At 72.3% G+C, this 15,959-nt stretch carries 10 protein-coding genes and 1 tRNA gene; 5 read left to right on the top strand and 6 right to left on the bottom strand.

Annotated elements, in window-relative coordinates:
* Positions 1-332 precede the first annotated feature (332 nt).
* The 3 genes from FRAQA3DRAFT_RS01465 (at position 333) to FRAQA3DRAFT_RS01455 (ending at position 3,144) form a co-directional block, all read left to right on the top strand.
* Complete coding sequence (locus FRAQA3DRAFT_RS01465) at positions 333-1,214, top strand: hypothetical protein (RefSeq protein WP_369809387.1); 882 nt, start codon at positions 333-335, stop codon at positions 1,212-1,214.
* A 146-nt stretch (positions 1,215-1,360) separates the two neighbouring features.
* On the top strand, positions 1,361-2,452 hold the full coding sequence (locus tag FRAQA3DRAFT_RS01460) for a M4 family metallopeptidase (RefSeq protein ID WP_009399426.1): 1,092 nt from the start codon (positions 1,361-1,363) through the stop codon (positions 2,450-2,452).
* Positions 2,453-2,586: 134 nt separating this feature from the next.
* Entirely contained in the window at positions 2,587-3,144 is a 558-nt protein-coding gene (locus FRAQA3DRAFT_RS01455) for a hypothetical protein (RefSeq protein WP_009399425.1), read from the top strand.
* 208 nt (positions 3,145-3,352) lie between these two features.
* Here FRAQA3DRAFT_RS01455 and FRAQA3DRAFT_RS38180 read toward each other — a convergent pair whose 3' ends face one another.
* Together FRAQA3DRAFT_RS38180 and polA are read right to left on the bottom strand one after the other, a co-directional pair.
* Positions 3,353-5,473, bottom strand: coding sequence for a bifunctional diguanylate cyclase/phosphodiesterase (locus FRAQA3DRAFT_RS38180; RefSeq protein WP_083873473.1), 2,121 nt, complete (start codon positions 5,471-5,473; stop codon positions 3,353-3,355).
* A 444-nt stretch (positions 5,474-5,917) separates the two neighbouring features.
* Positions 5,918-8,572, bottom strand: coding sequence for a DNA polymerase I (polA, locus tag FRAQA3DRAFT_RS01445; protein WP_085950061.1), 2,655 nt, complete (start codon positions 8,570-8,572; stop codon positions 5,918-5,920).
* A gap of 419 nt (positions 8,573-8,991) precedes the next feature.
* On the opposite strand from polA, the gene FRAQA3DRAFT_RS01440 reads away from it, so the two are divergent.
* On the top strand, positions 8,992-9,540 hold the full coding sequence (locus tag FRAQA3DRAFT_RS01440) for a PaaI family thioesterase (RefSeq protein WP_009399422.1): 549 nt from the start codon (positions 8,992-8,994) through the stop codon (positions 9,538-9,540).
* A gap of 549 nt (positions 9,541-10,089) precedes the next feature.
* Here FRAQA3DRAFT_RS01440 and FRAQA3DRAFT_RS01435 read toward each other — a convergent pair.
* The 3 genes from FRAQA3DRAFT_RS01435 to FRAQA3DRAFT_RS01425 all read right to left on the bottom strand — a co-directional run bounded on the left by FRAQA3DRAFT_RS01435 (position 10,090) and on the right by FRAQA3DRAFT_RS01425 (position 14,047).
* Positions 10,090-11,262 (bottom strand): branched-chain amino acid ABC transporter substrate-binding protein, encoded by a 1,173-nt coding sequence (locus tag FRAQA3DRAFT_RS01435; RefSeq protein ID WP_009399421.1) that lies wholly within the window; start codon positions 11,260-11,262, stop codon positions 10,090-10,092.
* A 324-nt stretch (positions 11,263-11,586) separates the two neighbouring features.
* Entirely contained in the window at positions 11,587-13,164 is a 1,578-nt protein-coding gene (locus FRAQA3DRAFT_RS01430) for a branched-chain amino acid ABC transporter substrate-binding protein (protein ID WP_157466997.1), read from the bottom strand.
* A 283-nt stretch (positions 13,165-13,447) separates the two neighbouring features.
* Entirely contained in the window at positions 13,448-14,047 is a 600-nt protein-coding gene (locus FRAQA3DRAFT_RS01425; RefSeq protein ID WP_009399419.1) for an ANTAR domain-containing response regulator, read from the bottom strand.
* Positions 14,048-14,271: 224 nt separating this feature from the next.
* Here FRAQA3DRAFT_RS01425 and FRAQA3DRAFT_RS01420 point away from each other — a divergent pair.
* Positions 14,272-14,344 (top strand) — tRNA-Leu (locus FRAQA3DRAFT_RS01420).
* A 990-nt stretch (positions 14,345-15,334) separates the two neighbouring features.
* On the opposite strand, the gene FRAQA3DRAFT_RS01415 is transcribed toward FRAQA3DRAFT_RS01420, so the two are convergent.
* On the bottom strand, positions 15,335-15,859 hold the full coding sequence (locus FRAQA3DRAFT_RS01415; protein WP_035920440.1) for a hypothetical protein: 525 nt from the start codon (positions 15,857-15,859) through the stop codon (positions 15,335-15,337).
* Positions 15,860-15,959: the final 100 nt, after the last annotated feature.

The following is a 15,959-nucleotide window of genomic DNA, read 5'->3' as shown; positions in this document are numbered from 1 at the left end:
GGCCTGGCGGTCGCGCAGGTCGAGGCGTGGTCGGGGTTCCGGACGCCGCCGACCCGTGATGCCGTTCCGTGATCAGCCAAGCACAGAATCGCGCCGAGGGGTAAGGACGGTTTCAGGCCGGAAAAACGTGCTTAGACCTCGGCACGATCTGACCGCCATGTGGCCGGGTAACGCCATGTAGCCGGGCAACGCTGCTATGTGGCCGGGTGACGAAGGCCAGGGGCAGCGGCGCCCCAGCACCGGCACGCCTCGGACGCGACCGGGAAGGCACTGGTCGGCCACCTCGGCGGACCGCCTTCGCGGCGCGGGCGGCGGTTGGCAGACTGGTCCGTGTGGGGGTAGCCGAAAAGGGGCGGGCGCAGGCCGTGCCCATGCAGGCCACCGATCCGATCATCAGTCCCGACCCTGTCGCCGGCGGGCCCCCCGGCGGGTTGGTCGAGGCGGGGCAGGCCGACGGCTCGGGCGGGGTGGAGCCGGGCGACGGCTCGCAGAAGGCGGCGCCGACCGGGCGGCTCACCGAGCCGGGCGACGGCTCGGCCCAGGCGGAGCCGACCGGGCGGGCAGGGCGGCTCGCTCACCAGCTGTGGCCGGCGCTGCTCACCGGCTCGTTGCTCGGACTCGGCGCCCTCGGGCTGGCCCTGGTGCCCGCGCTCGCCGGCCGGGCGCCACTGCTGCTCATCGCGCTGCGGCCCACCTGGGCGATCCTGCTGCTCGTCGGCGGGTCGGTGCCGTTCGTGCCGGCCCTGCTGGTCGCCGCGTTCTTCCGCGGCCTGGTCGACGTCGGCTACTTCGGGCTGGCCCGCAACAACATCCGGTCGGTCCTGCTACGGCGCCTCGGCGGCAGCCGCCTGGTCACGGCGCTCACCCGCCCGGGGACACAGACCCCGCTGTTGTGGTTCTGCCTGGTCAACACCAATGCGGCGGTCGACGCGGCGCTTGGCGCGGGCGGCGTGCCGATGCGCCGCTTCCTGCAGTTCCTGATCCCCGGGTCCCTGCTGTCCGCCGCGCTCTACCTGACCGCGGCGCGGGCGGTGGCCCCGTGGATGCGCGGCGCCGTGAACTGGCTGGACGCGCACATGACCTACCTCGTGCTCGGCGGTCTGGCGCTGGCGCTCGCCCAGGCGGCCGGGCGGGTCGGGCTTCGGCGGTGGCGCAGCCGGCGGGGCCGGCCGCCGGCGGGACGACATCGCGGCAATGGCGATAACAGGCCGTAAAACAACAACCACACCATGCAGACACACCAACACACTCTGGACATCCTGCGCCGCAGGTAGCAGGGTCGGTGGCTACGGGTCACGCCACCCGTCGGATGCACGCCGGACTTCGGTCCGGTCGCCGCCCCCACCTCCCGGAGTCGACCATGCCCTGCCCTCGCCCCACCGCACTGAGCCCCACCGCACTGAGCCCCACCGCGCCCTGCGCCATCCCACCGCACATCCTCGAACGTATCGTCCGCAACGGCAGCGACGACCAGCGTTCCTGGGCGCTGTCCACCCTTGTCCAGGACGGCTCGCACCGCACGATCCGCGTCCACAACGCCCAGCTGCGCTCGGCGCAGCGCGGCGCCGCGCCGCCGCGGCTGCGCCCGGATGCAGGTCCGCGCCGCACCGTCAAGGACGCCGCCGGCACCGAGACGCTGCCGGGTGGGACGGTCCGCGCCGAGGGCGACGCCGCGGTCGACGACGTGGCGGTCAACGAGGCCTACGACGGCCTCGGCGCCACGTTCACGTTCTACTCGGACGTGTTCGGCCGCGACTCGATCGACGACGAGGGGATGACCCTGCTCGCCACCGTCCACTACGGCGACCACTACGACAACGCCTTCTGGAACGGCCGGCAGATGGTGTTCGGCGACGGCGACGGCGAGCTTTTCCAGCGGTTCACGGTGTCGCTGGACATCATCGGGCACGAGCTGACCCACGGCGTCACCGAGGACGAGGCCGCGCTGATGTACGTCAACCAGTCCGGGGCGCTCAACGAGTCGGTCAGCGACGTCTTCGGCTCCCTCGTGAAGCAGCACGCGCTCGGGCAGACGGCCGAGCAGGCCGACTGGCTGATCGGCGACGAGCTGCTCACCGACGCGGTGCAGGGCGTCGCGCTGCGGTCGATGAAGGACCCCGGCACCGCCTACGACGATCCGGTGCTCGGCGACGACATCCAGCCCGCGCACATGGACGGCTATGTCCGGATGACCGGCGACAACGGCGGCGTGCACATCAACTCGGGCATCCCGAACAAGGCGTTCTACCTCGCCGCGATCGCGCTCGGCGGCCACGCGTGGGAGCGGGCCGGCCGCATCTGGTACGAGAGCCTGCGCTCGCCGCAGGTGCGGCCGAACGCGACCTTCCGCTCGTTCGCGGCGGCGACCAGTCGGCAGGCCGGCGTGCTGTTCGGCGCGGACGAACGCAAGGTCGTCGCCGAGGCGTGGCGCGAGGTCGGCATCGCGGTCTGACACCGCCAGGACCGCAGAAATTCCGCGAATCGTACGAAATCCCCAGCCTCGGCACAGGCTCCCCACAGCGGAGCCCGGCAGTGTGTCCACCGGCCGGCGCACACACCGGCGGTCCCGCTGCCCCGAGGAGGAGCATGAACGACGTCAGGACGTCCCGGTACGCGCGCCGGGACGGCACCGCGACACGGCGGCACCGGCTCATCGTGCCGCTGCTGACGGTCACCCTGGCGGCCGCGCTGGCGGGATGCGGGGGCGGCGGGAGCGACTCGGCGGCCGGCGCGGCCTCGTCGGGGACCGCCTCATCAAGGACCGCCGTGTCGCCGACCCCTTCCACGGGGGCGACTCCCTCCACGGCGACGACTCCCTCCGCCGGCGGGACCGACGCGATGGCCGCCTACCGGACCTGCCTCGCGAACAACGGGGTGACGCTGCCGACTCCGGCCGCCGGCGCGGCGGGGAGCGCGCCGCAGGGCGCCCGTCCGACCGGCGCCCCGCCGTCGGGCGCTCCGAACGGCGGCGTCGGCGGCGGGGGCCCCGGTGCCGACGGCAGACCCGGCGGTGGTGTGGGCCCGGGCTCGACCGCGGCACCGCCCGGCGTGGACGCCGGCACATGGCGTACCGCGCGTACCGCCTGCGCGTCGCTGGCGCCCACCGCCCCGGCGGCGATCCCGGGTGCAGCGGCCGCGAGCTGACCCACGCGCTGACACCGCGCCGCCGCGAGGATCGACGGATCGCTGCCACGGCCCGGTCCGACGAATCGTTGCCGCCGCCGGTCCTCGGGCACTCGCGGTCGGCGTCGACGAACACGCCCGAGGCCGCCGGACAGCCGGGTTGACGATCGCGGCGAGCTCGTCGAAGGCCGCTTCCGGCGCGGTGGCGAGGGTGTGGGTGGTCGCGTGGTCAGCCGCTCGACGTCGGTCGACCCCCGATGCGCCGGCCCGCCCGCGCGGACGCCCCCCGCTCCTCCCCTCGCCCCGCCGATGCGGCCCCCGCCTCGTCCCCGGTCGGGGGCGGCACCGGCCGACCGGCCTCCGTCTGCCCCTCACCACCGCCTGCCTCCTCCCCGACCGCCCCGTCCCCGACCGCCCCGTCCCCGGAGACCGCGCCGGTGCACTCCGCAGGCGCGCGTTCCGATGCCGGGAGGGTCGCGTGCGGGGCTGACGGCCGCACCGCGGCGGCCCGGGATCGGAGCAGCTCGGACACCTTCGCCGGGGGCAGCGGTACCGAGATCGCCTCACCCTGGAGTAGGTCGCAGCCAAGGTCGATCATCATCGCGAGCGTGCGCTCGTCCTCGATGCCCTCGCCGACCACCCGCAGCCCGAGCCGGTGGCCAAGATCGAGCACCGACCGCACGATCGCGGCGTCGGGCAGGCTGCCGCGGGCATCCGTGACGAAACCCCGGTCGATCTTGACCTCGTCGAACGGGAGCGTCTTGAGGATCTCCATCGAGCTGTAGCCGGTACCGAAGTCATCCAGGGACAGCGAGACCCCCTGCGTGCGCAGCTCGCTCAGCATCGTCGCCGCCCGGGCCGGCTGGGTGACCAGCGCGCTCTCGGTGATCTCCAGGGTGAGGACGTCACTGGCCAGGCCGTGGGCGGCCAGCGAGCCGGCGACGACCTGCGGCAGGTCGTCGAGCACCAGCATCCGGGCGGAGAGGTTCACCGACACCGGCAGGTGCAGGCCCTCGGCTGCCCAGGCGGCGCACTGGCGCAGCGCCTCGTCGAGGACCCAGCGGGTCAGATCGGCGATCAGCGGCGAGCGTTCGGCGACGGGCAGGAACACGCCGGGTGCCAGCAGGCCTCGGGTCGGGTGGCGCCAGCGCAGCAGCGCCTCCGCGCCGACGATCCCGCCCGAGTGCGCCGACTGCAGCGGCTGGTAGAACAGCAGCAGCTCGCCGCGGGTGATCGCGCTGCGCAGCTGCGCGTACAGAGCGATCTCCTCGGGCCGGACGCCGGTGATACCGGGATCCCACAACCCGACGCTCTCCCCCACCCGTTTGGCGCGCAGCAGCGCCGAGTCGGCGCAGGTCAGCAGCCCGCCCATGGTGGCGCTGTCGCGCGGGGCCACGGCGATCCCGACCGAGGCGTCAACCTCGACGTCGACGCCGCAGACCTGGAAGGGCCCCTGGATCTGGCGCAGGACCCGGAGTCCGAGCACCCGGCGCCGCTTCGTCTCCGCCGCGGTGGGCACGGGCAGGGACGCTCCCGGTCGGCGAGCGGCCGCCACCACGGTGGACGGGACCGGCATCCCTCGGAAGACCAGGGCGAACTCGTCCCCGCCGGCCCGGCCGACGAAGGCCGGGATCGGCCGGAGCCCGGACAGCATCCGCGCGATGATCTGCAGCAGCCGGTCGCCGCCGACGTGCCCGAGCGCATCGTTGATCTCATGGAACCGGTTGATGTCGACCAGGACCAGGATCGCCTCCCGGCCCTCCGCCTGGATCTCCGCCACGGCGCCCTCGCCGCGTTCGAGCGTGCCCGCCCGGTTGGCCAGGTGGGTGAGGGGATCGGCGTGGCTCTGCAGCAGGCCCGCCCGGAACAGGCCCTTCACCACCGCGCCGGCCACGATCGTGCAGACCGCCGCCGACACCATGGGACCGGCCGTCCGGCCCAGGTCGCCGCCGGCCGCCACGCCCGCCACGAGAGCGCCGGTGATCAGGGCGATGACCAGGACCGCCCCGGGTGCCGAGACGAGGGCGACATACGCACACAGCGGGGGGAACCAGACCAGGTACATGTCGGCGTCGCGGTCGGACGTGGACCCGGCGAGCGCCAGGGCGAGCGCCGCCGCCAGGGAGGCGGCGGCGAACGGCGGCACCCAGCTCCAGCGTGGCTTCGCCACCAGCCCCAGCACGATGTTGGCCACCGCGACCAGCAGCCCGACCCAGCTCTCCCAGCGCAGCTGGCCCGGCGAGCCGGGCAGGGCGGCGGCGAGCAGGAACAGCACTGCGGCGCCTGTCGGCGCGGCGACGAGGAACCGCCGACGGTCGGCGTGCGTACGACCGCTGTGCACGAACCGCATCCCTCCCCGCCGTTGCGCCGGTCCGCAGGACGTGTCCCCTGCCCGCGGGCCGCACGTGGTCCGCGACCCGCCCCGTCGGGGCCCCGGCACCCAGCCGCCGGAAATACCGGCCACGCGGCCTCCCGCCAGATCAGCCAATTCCACCGCGGTCCACGTCGGTTTATTCGGCTGTGTCGACATATCCGGCAGAGAATTGCGGGCCACGGCAGGCCGTGGCGACCCGGTGCCGAGATCACCACCGCGGCGCCGACGAGATCCGGGTCGGGCTTTCTTCAACATAGCCGGTGAAGCGCAGCGCCTAACATCCGCGCCCGGTGCTTTCACCGCAGCCACGCCGCTATATCCGGACATACCCTTCCGGCGCCGGCGAAGGGCCCGCCGGAACGTATGCAGACCATCGGGGTGGAGCCGCCCCAGGCCGCCCGGGGGCGGCGTTTCCGGCGTTCAGTGGGCGGCGTCGTCCCAGGTCCGACCGGAGCCGACGCTGACGTCGAGGGGCACCGACATGGTGTAGGCGGAGGTCATCTCGGCGCGGACGAGCCGCTCGACCGCGTCGTACTCGCCGGGAGCGATCTCCAGCACGAGCTCGTCGTGGACCTGGAGCAGCAGCCGCGAGGCGTGCCCGCCGGCCCGCAGCGCCCGGTCGACTCCCAGCATGGCGATCTTGATGATGTCGGCGGCCGAGCCCTGGATCGGGGCGTTGAGCGCCATCCGCTCGGCCATCTGGCGGCGCTGGGCGTTGTCGCTGGTCAGGTCGGGCAGGTAGCGCCGGCGGCCGAGCATCGTCTCGGTGTAGCCGTCCCGGCGGGCCCGTTCGACCACGCCGCGCAGGAAGTCGCGGACCCCGCCGAACCGGGCGAAGTAGGCGTCCATGTGCTCGCGTGCCTCGTCGGGGGCGATCCCGAGCTGGCCGGAGAGGCCGAACGCGGACAGCCCGTACGCCAACCCGTAGGACATGGCCTTGATCCGCCGGCGCAGCTCCGGGTCGACCTCGCTGACGGGCAGGCCGAACGCCTCGGCGGCGACGAAGGTGTGCAGGTCCTCACCCGACCCGAACGCCTCGATGAGGCCCTCGTCGCCGGACAGGTGTGCCATGATCCGCATCTCGATCTGCGAGTAGTCGGCGGTGAGCAGGGTCTCGTAGCCGGGGCCGACGACGAAGGCGCGCCGGATCTGGCGCCCCTCGGCCGTGCGGATCGGGATGTTCTGCAGGTTCGGGTCGGTGGACGACAGCCGGCCGGTGGCGGCGATCATCTGGTTGAACGTGGTGTGGATACGGCTCGCATCGTCGATCATCGGTAGCAGCGAGTCGACGACGGTCTTGAGCCGGGCGACGTCCCGGTGGCGCAGCAGAACCGGCAGCAGCGGATGGTCGGACTGGACCGCGAGCCAGGCGAGGGCGTCGGCGTCGGTGGTGTAGCCGGTCTTGATCTTCTTGGTCTTGGGCAGGCCGAGCTCGTCGAACAGGATCTGCTGGAGCTGCTTGGGCGAACCGAGGTTGAACGCCCGGCCGACGATCTCGTGCGCCTGCGCGGCGACGGCCGTGACCTCGCCGCCGTAGTGCTTCTGCAGCTCGGTCAGATGATCCTGGTCAGCGGCGATGCCGGCCCGCTCCATCCCGGCGAGGACCGTGACCAGCGGAAGTTCCATGTCGCGCAGCAGGGTCGCGGCGGAGCGGCGCTCCAGGTCCGCGTCGAGCTCGTCGGCGAGCTCCAGGCACGCGCGGGCCCGCACCGCGTCCGCGTGGGACTCCTCGGCCTCCCCGGAGCCGTCGAGGGTGAGCTGGCCGTTGCCGGCCGGCTCGACGGCCAGGTCCCGGTGCAGGTAGCGGGCGACCAGGTCGGCCAGGTCGAACGAGCGCTGGCCGGGCAGCGCCAGGTAGGCGGCCAGCGCGGTGTCGCTGGTGACGCCGGTCAGTGTCAGGCCCAGCTCCGCGAGCGCCAGCATGGGGCCCTTGACGTCATGCGCGGCCTTCGGCTGGTGCGCGTCGGCGAGCCAGCCGCCGAGCGCCGTCAGGTCCGCCGGGGTGAGCTGGGTCGGGTCGAGCCAGGCCGCGGCGCCGTCGGCCGAGGCCAGGGCGAGGCCGGACAGCACGCCCGTGCCCCGCCCCCAGGTACCGCGGGCATGCAGGCCGGTGCGGCCGACGCCGCGGGCGTGCTCGTCGAGCCACTGGGCCACCTCGTCGGGTCCGAGGGTGGTCAGCTCGACGTCGAAGCCCTCCTCGACGGGCGGCGGGGCGGTGGCGAGGGCCGCGTAGAGCCGCTCGCGCAGCACGCGGAACTGCAGCGTGTCGAACAGCTGGTGGACGGCCTCGCGATCCCACGGGCGCAGGCGCAGTTCGTCCGGGCCGACGGGGAGCGGGACGTCGCGGGACAGCTCGGTCAGCGAGCGGTTGCGGATGACCGAGGAAAGGTGGGCGCGCAGCGACGCCCCCGTCTTTCCGCCGATCTCGTCGGCCCGGTCCACCAGCTCGGCGAGGGACCCGAACTGCTGGATCCACTTGGTGGCGGTCTTCTCCCCCACCCCCGGCACGGAGGGCAGGTTGTCGGACGGGTCGCCGCGCAGCGCCGCGAAGTCCGGGTACTGCACCGGGGACAGGCCGTACTTCGCCTGCACCTCGTCCGGGGTGAACCGGGTCATGTCGGAGATGCCCTTGCGGGTCATCAGCACCGTGACCCTCTCGTTGACGAGCTGCAGCGCGTCCCGGTCACCGGTGACGACCAGCACGTCCATCCCCGCCGCGGAGCCCGCGGTCGCGAGGGTGGCGATCACGTCGTCGGCCTCGTAGCCGGCGGCGCTGACCCCCGGCACGGCGAGCGCGTCGCACACCTGGTGGATGAGGCTGACCTGCCCGACGAAGTCGGCCGGGGTCTCCGAGCGGCCCGCCTTGTACTCGGCGTACTGGGTGTGGCGGAAGGTCGGCGTCGGCAGGTCCCAGGCGACCGCCACGTGGGTCGGCTTCTCGTCGCGCAGGACGTTGATGAGCATCGAGGTGAATCCGTACACGGCGTTGGTCGGCTGGCCGGTGGTGGTGGAGAAGTTCTCCACCGGCAGCGCGTAGAACGCGCGGTAGGCCAGCGAGTGCCCGTCGAGCAGCAGCAACCGCGGGCCCGCGGCGGCCGCCGCGGGCGCCGCCTTCCTCGCAGCGGCCGTCCTCGCCGTAGCCGTCGCGGCCGGCGCGGCGGCCGACCGGCGGGCGCGGCGGGGCTTCTCGGGCCGGGCCTCCGTGGCGGACCCTGCCTCGACAGCGGACCCTGCCTCGACAGCGGACCCTGCCTCGGCGGCGGACCCTGCCTCGGCGGCGGACGGGGCCGGCTGGTCGACGGACGAGTTCGACGTGGTGACGGACACGCGGCGAGTTTAGGCCGTGCGTCCGACAGTTTCGTCGCGTGTGGGCGGTCCGTCGCGTCGAGGGGCCACTGCGCGCCCGTACCGCGCCGTCGACTGTCGCATCCGTCGGTTTTCGGCTGCGCTCGGACCAGCAAGCCGATGGGATCTACTCGTCTAGGCTGGCGGTCATGACCGCTGCCGATGCCGCGCCCGCCACCGACGACATCGCCTCGATCGAGGGCATCGGCGCCGGCACGGACCACGGCGACGGCGACGGCGACGGCGACGGGGTCGCGGATGCCGACGCGGTCCGGCTCGCCGCGCAGATCAACGAGGCGCGCGGGGAGATCGAGCGACGGATGGGCATCCTGCTCACCGAGGCCAGCCCCGAGCGGCTGGTCGCCACGATGCCCGTCGAGGGCAACCGGCAGCCCTACGGTCTCCTGCACGGCGGCGCCTCCGTGGTCCTCGCCGAGACGCTGGGCTCGGTCGGCGCGAACCTGGACGCCCCGCCCGGCTCGATGGCGGTCGGCATCGAGATCAACGCCTCGCATCATCGGTCGGCCACCTCGGGCACCGTCACCGCCGTCGCCACCCGCATCCGCAGCGGGCGCACCCTCGTCACCTACGACATCCGGATCACCGACGACGCCGGACAGGTGACCTGCACCTGCCGGCTCACGTGCATGATCCGCAGCGGCCTGCCGACCGGGGCGCAGGAGCCCCTCCGGACCTGACCGGAACGCCCGCAGCCCGCAGCCCGCCGCCCCGGCCTTGGCGCCGCTGCCGGCGGGAAACCCAATACCGATAGACCCGATCGTAGGATTTTTCCGGCCCTCCGGCCCCTCCCCCTCCGCAGTTCCGGGGGATATCCGAACGGACACACCGACCCCAGTCCAGTGCATTGACCTGAGGTCAGGACCGGCCTAACCTCACGCCGGTGGCACCCGGGAGGGGTGAGTAGACAACGTACGGACTCGGGGAAGGTCCGGACGGCACCAAAACCCTTCTCGGGTGCCTCTGCGTCGAATCTCCGATCAGTCGAGCGGCCGCGGATGTCATCCCCCGGGCCCCGCCGTTCCCGCCTGTTCACCGGCAGGTCCTCCAGCGCGGACGGCGCTCGGCGACGATCCCCGCGGCGACGATCCCCGCGGCGGGGATCAGGCGGACCGGTCCGCTCGACTCGCCTGGCCGCGGCGACACGCGCCCGGGGCCGCCGCGCGCGGGAAGCGCGGCGGCGTCCCGCGGACGGCCTGCGGGGACGGAGCCGGTGCCCCGCCCGCGCGTCAGGGCTTGACGAGCGACTGGACCGGGCCGAGCACGGTCCGCTTCCCGTTCCGGATCTCGTAGAGGTAGACCGTCGCCTCCTCCACCTCGCCGTTCTTGCGGAACCGGATCTGCTTGGTGACGCCGGGGAGGTTCACCGAGCCGAATGCGGCCGCCACCGACTCCCGGGTCGCCCCAGTGCCGATCTTGCGCAGCACCTCGATGATCGCGTTGGTGGCGTCGTACGCCTCACCGGAATACGTGCCCGGCCGGGCCCCGCTGTTGACCGTCCGGTATTCGGCGACGAAACCGGCCGCGGCGGGATCGCTGTTCGGATCCCCGCAGGCACAGGTGAGCAGCGTGCCCTCGGCGTTGCCGACACCGGCCTCCCGAATGAGCTGGTCGTCGTTCGCCCCGTCCCCACTGGCGATCTTCCCGGTGAAGCCCTTGCTGCGCAGCGCCTTGGTCAGCAGGGCGAGCTCCGAGTAGTAGCCGGAGTAGTAGAGCACGTCCGGCCGCTCCCTGATGATCTTCGTGGCCTGGGAGGTGTAGTCCTTCGTCGGGTTGATGCCGTCGTGGACGACCTTGACGTCGTGGGCGGTCAGCGCCTGCTCGAGCGCCCCGGACAGGCCGATGCCGTACTCGCTGCGGTCGTCCAGCGAGTAGACCTTCGTCGCCTTCAGGGCCTTGGTCAGATACTCGGCCGCGGCCGCGCCCTGGACCGTGTCGGGGGCGATCACCCGGTAGAAGGTGAGGAAACCGAGATCGGTGAGCGCCGGGCTGGTCGCCGAGGGGCTCACCGACAGCAGCCCGGCCTGGGTGTAGAGCGGCTCGCTCGACTTCGTCGGCCCGGAGAAGACCGGACCGACGACGGCGAGGACGCTGGGGTTGTCGAGGAGCTTCTGCGCGGCGGTGGGGCCCTGTTCGGGGATGCCCTGGTCGTCCGAGGCCACCAGTCGCAGCTGGAACGGCAGGTCGTCGCGCCGGTTGGCAAGGTCGACGGCGGTCAGCACCCCGTCGTAGGCGTTGATGCCCAGCTGCGGGTTGTCGCCGGACAGCGGCCCCTGGAAGCCGATGACGAACTCCTTCTTCCCGACCTCGGCGGTCGACCCGCCGCACCCGCCGAGCACGGCCACGGCCGTCAGCACCCCCGCGGCCCCGAGCACTCCCCATCGCCGTCCAGGACCGCTCATGACACGTCCTTCCGCAGCACCTCGCTGCTGGTGTCGGCACCTGGGGCGCCGGAGTCCGCCGGAAACGTCGCCGTGGCTATCCAGTAACTGATCGACGACCTGTCGTGACGGAAACCTAGCCCGCGATACCGGCCAAGGAAAGCTCGTAGTGAGCGTGTCGTAGCCTTAAGTGGTTTCCCGGAGTGGATGCGGATGTGGTGGATGTGATCGGCCGCAGGCCGCGCCCGATCACCCTGGTACTACCGGTCACCCGCGTACGACCGGTCACCCGCGTACGACCGGTGCCCGGGTGCTACCGATAGCCCCGGGGTACCAACCGGCGGGTCAGGTCCAGGTCGTCAGGGCGACGAAGCGGCCGCCGAGCACCGTGTAGAGCACGACACGCGGCGTGCGGGTGTCCCCCCAGCGGTCGAAGCCGATGGAGCCTGTGACGCCGGTGAACGAGCCTCGCCCGATCGCGGCCACGACGTCGTGGCGGGCGGCCGCGTCGACGGCCGGGCGGCCAGGCAGCACCGTCGCCGCCGCCCGGATGATCGCCCGTGCCGCGTCATAGGCATAGGCGGCCGCCACCGGAATGGCCTCGGCGCGACGCTGGGCGAGCTCGACGGAGGCGTCGTGGGCCGCCTGCCGGCGCTGCGCCGCGGCCGAGTCGCCGTCGGCGGACGCGGTGTCTTGGGTGGACGCGGGTATGCGCGCCGGTGCGGGGGTGGCGGTCTGCGCACGGGTGGCGGTCGGCGGGGCGGCGGCGTGGCGGTTCCCCTCGCTCGCGCCGGACGCGTCCGTGCTGTCCGTGCCGCTCGGAGTCGTGCGGCCGTCGTCGTCCGCCGGGCCGCCGAACCGCTCGGAGTAGTCGGCGACGAAGGCGCCGGCGGCCGACAGCCTCGTCGGCGGGACCAACAGGCTGGTGATCAGATCACCGTCCGCGGCCGACTTCGCGTCGTCGGTGTACCGCGGTTGCAGCAGCGCGTCCGAACCCATGACCTGGATCGACGCGCCCGCTTCGGCGAGCCGGGTGCGCAGCTTCCCGGCGAACGCCGCGCCGGTGGCGACGTAGACCAGATCGGGGGCCTCCTGCTCGATCGCCTCCGCGGTCGAGTCGAGCTCGGACCCGTCGGCACCGTCCCCCTGGACCTGGTACACCGAGGCGACCGTCGCCCCCAACGCCGCGGCGCGCACCGCGAACCGGCCGCCGAGCGTCGTGCCGTAGCGGGGTTCCCCGTCGACGACGGCGATGCGTCGGCGGCCGAGTGTCCGCACCGCGTACTCGGCCGCCACCCGTGCCTGCAGCTCGTCCGTTCCGGCGAGCCGGAAGTAGGTCGGGTAGGGGCGGGTGCGCGGGTCGGTGCCGGCGCCGGTGAGGGTCGGGTCGGCGTTGGACGGGGAGACGACCGGGATGCCCTCGGCGCTCAGCGTGGGCAGGGCGACCTTGGCGACGAGCGAGCTCAACGGCCCGACTACGCCGATCAGACGGTCGTTGGCGGCGAAGGCGTCGGCGGCCTGGGCTCCCCCGTCCGGGCGGGACAGGTCGTCGCGGGTGGACAGCTCCAGGCGCCAGCCGGGGATCGCCCCCGACTTGTTGGCCTCGTCGATCGCGAGCGCGACTGCGTTGCGCACGCTCGTGCCGTCGGCGGACAGATCACCCGACAGCGGCGCCATGACGCCGAGGGTGGCCACCCGGGTCATGGGGACGTCGGCACCGCCGCCGTCGTCGTCGAGGACGGTGGCCAGGACGAGCCCCAGCGCCGAGGGCACGGCCAGGATCAGGGCGGCGATCGCGGCGAGGATCGCCCGGCCCCGGCCGGTGCGCCACCGCGCCCGGGTCCATCCTCCGATCCGGCCGGGGACCACGGCGAGTGCCGCCCGCGCATGACCCACTCGGGCCAGCCACGGTCGGGCGGGCACCGACGATGGTCGAGCGGACACGGACGCCGTTCGAACGGACGCGGACGCCGGCGCTGAGACCGGTGCCGGACCGGGGGCGGCGTCCCCGGTGCCGGTTACGGACGCAGGGGCCCCGGTCGGCGCGGGGGACCGGACGGGTTCGTCCGCCGGAACGGGTTCCGATGCTCGGGGGGACGGCTGCTGCGCGTCCTCGGGACCGGGGATCGGCACTGATCCCGGCGGCGAGGCGTCGCTCACCCGGTCCCCGGCCGGCGTGTGGCCGGGGACGGCACGAACAGGGCCGTCACGAGCCTGGCAGTGCCTCGCCCGACAGCACGGCCTCGGCGACGGCGCGCATCGTCCGGCGCTGGTTCATCGACGTCCGCTGGATCCAACGGAAGGCGTCCGGCTCGGTCATGCCGTGCTCGGTCTGCAGCACACCCTTCGCCCGCTCGATGATCTTCCTGGCCTCGAGCCGGCCCTGCAGGTCCTCAACCTCGGCCTCCAGGCTCACGATCTCCGTGAACCGGCTCATCGCCATCTCGATCGTGGGCAGCAGGTCCTTCTTCTGGAACGGCTTGACCACGTAGGCCATGGCGCCGGCCTCGCGGGCCCGCTCGACCAGCTCCCGCTGGCTGAAGGCGGTGAGGATGACCACGGGGGCGATGCGGTCCTTGGCGATCTTCGCGCCGGCCTCGATCCCGTCCATCCTGGGCATCTTCACGTCGAGGATGCACAGGTCGGGCCGGAGCTTGCCGGCGAGGTTGACGGCCATCTCGCCGTCGCCGGCCTCTCCGACGACCTCGTAGCCCTCCTCTTGCAGCATCTCCCTGAGGTCGAGCCGGATCAGCGCTTCGTCCTCGGCGATCAGAACCCGGCGCGGGTTCGAGGAGGGTTGGCTCATCGAGTCGTACTCCTGGTCTCGGAGGTGTGACCCTAGTGTGACAGGGCAGGGGAGTCAGGCTGACATCCTGCCCGAGCAGAGGAGGGCGGGAGGTCGAAACGCACCCTACCCGGATAGAGTCTTGAGCGAGACGTTCCGGACCGGATCGATCGCGATCTCCTCGCGCAGGTCCGCCCGGTCGCCTCCGCAGCGGCCCCGCCCGCTCGACCACGCTCCACCCGCCGGCCCCGGTACTCCAACGGCAGAGAGACGGTGCTCAAACCACCGACAGTGTGGGTTCGAATCCCACCCGGGGTACACGTAATGTAGTCATACAAATACAAATCGTACCGATCTGCAGGTGGCCGCCCATATCGGACACTCCGAGGAGTTGACCTGTCACCTTTGGTTGAACTCAAGGCTCAACTCTGCCACCAACCTCGAACATAGAACCCTCGATCGGTTGTGTGGGTTCGCATCCGGGTTCTTCCGGTCTCCCGCGCATCAAGTCCCGCCCGGGAGATACGACGCCCGTCTCACCAGCGACCCCACCAAGCGGATCCACCCCCTTGCCGCCGTCCTCCTCAGCCGCAGACCGGGCCTGATCCTCAGCCGCCCACACAAGCAACTCACGAACCGCTCCAGCCAACTGCGCCCGCAGTCGCTCCGCCTCAGAGCCTTCGACGCACAGAACCTGGAAGCGAAACGTCCACCCGACACGACGCGCACCACCATCACCGCAGCCCACCGCCATGGACCCCACCCAAACCATATGCATCCACACGGACACACCGGGTCACAGGTTACGGAGGCGGACCCACGAGTCGGCGGGCGACTCGGCGGCGGCAGTACGGGATTTTTCGTGCGCCGCCCGGAAAGGCAGATTGCCGCACCGATGCGGTCCACGAGGTGACGGTCAAGAGGCCGACGCAATCCCCATCCTGCTACTAACGGACCATTCGCCTCCTGCCGCAGTGGACCGCAGGTCCGGGTGACCATCCCGGCGGAAAGCCCGATGAGGATGCCGAGACGGTACGGATCCTGTACGTAGCAGCCGAATGCGCCAAGCGTCTGATGCCTCCCACCGAACACCCAAGCCTGCCCGCGCTGCCCAAGCGGGAAGCGCCGCCGAGCCGACCTCGATCCGGAAAACCGAGGCCGCTACATCCGTGCAGCCAGCGCGGTCGTCTCGTGCCTGCAACTCGGGTCAGCATCCCGGTGTGACAGGTACGGCCTGCAATCGCTGGCCGGCTACGTGTCGATGTCGGCCTCTGCCGGGATCATTCATCGCTTGATGGTGAGTCGCCGTCAGTCCGGTGACAGCACCGTCTCCACCGTCAGGGCCAGGCGTTGCACGACCGCGCCACGATCTTGCCCGGCCGCATCGGCCAGCCAGCCGCGGAAGCCCTCCAGCAGCAGATGCAGCCCGGCCTGGCGGCAGCGGACCTCGGCGTACCAGGCCAGCGTCTCCTCCAGGATCTGCGCGTCATCCAGCGGCAGCGGGGTGCGCATCCGCACACCGAGTCTGCGCGGCTGGTTCACCTGCGCGATCAGCTCCATCGCCCGCTCCGCTGCGATGCCTGGTTCACCGCTGATCGTCAGTGTGTGCAGCCAGTCCTCGGCCAACTCCCGCGGCGAGGGCCGCGGCACCGTCGGTCGAACCCCGGCGGACCAGACCCACAGCCTGCCCTCGTCGCCGTCGATCCCGGTCAGCACGCCGAACCCGGCAGCGGCCAGCGCACGCTGGTGGCGCTGTTCCTCGATATGACGGTCGAGAACAGGATCGTCGGCGCAGCGCACCAGCAGCGCATCGTGGTTCTCCGGGCTCCGCACACGCGAGACCTTGACTATGATTTCAAACTTGACGTAGATTCTGAGCCACGTTAGGCAGTCTGTACGCCACAAACCCCGGGGCACCGAGCGCCTCGTCGCC

The sequence above is a fragment of the Frankia sp. QA3 genome (genome assembly GCF_000262465.1).
In the GTDB taxonomy this organism is placed as follows: Bacteria; Actinomycetota; Actinomycetes; order Frankiales; family Frankiaceae; genus Frankia.
This window is presented reverse-complemented; position numbering and strand designations above follow the sequence as displayed.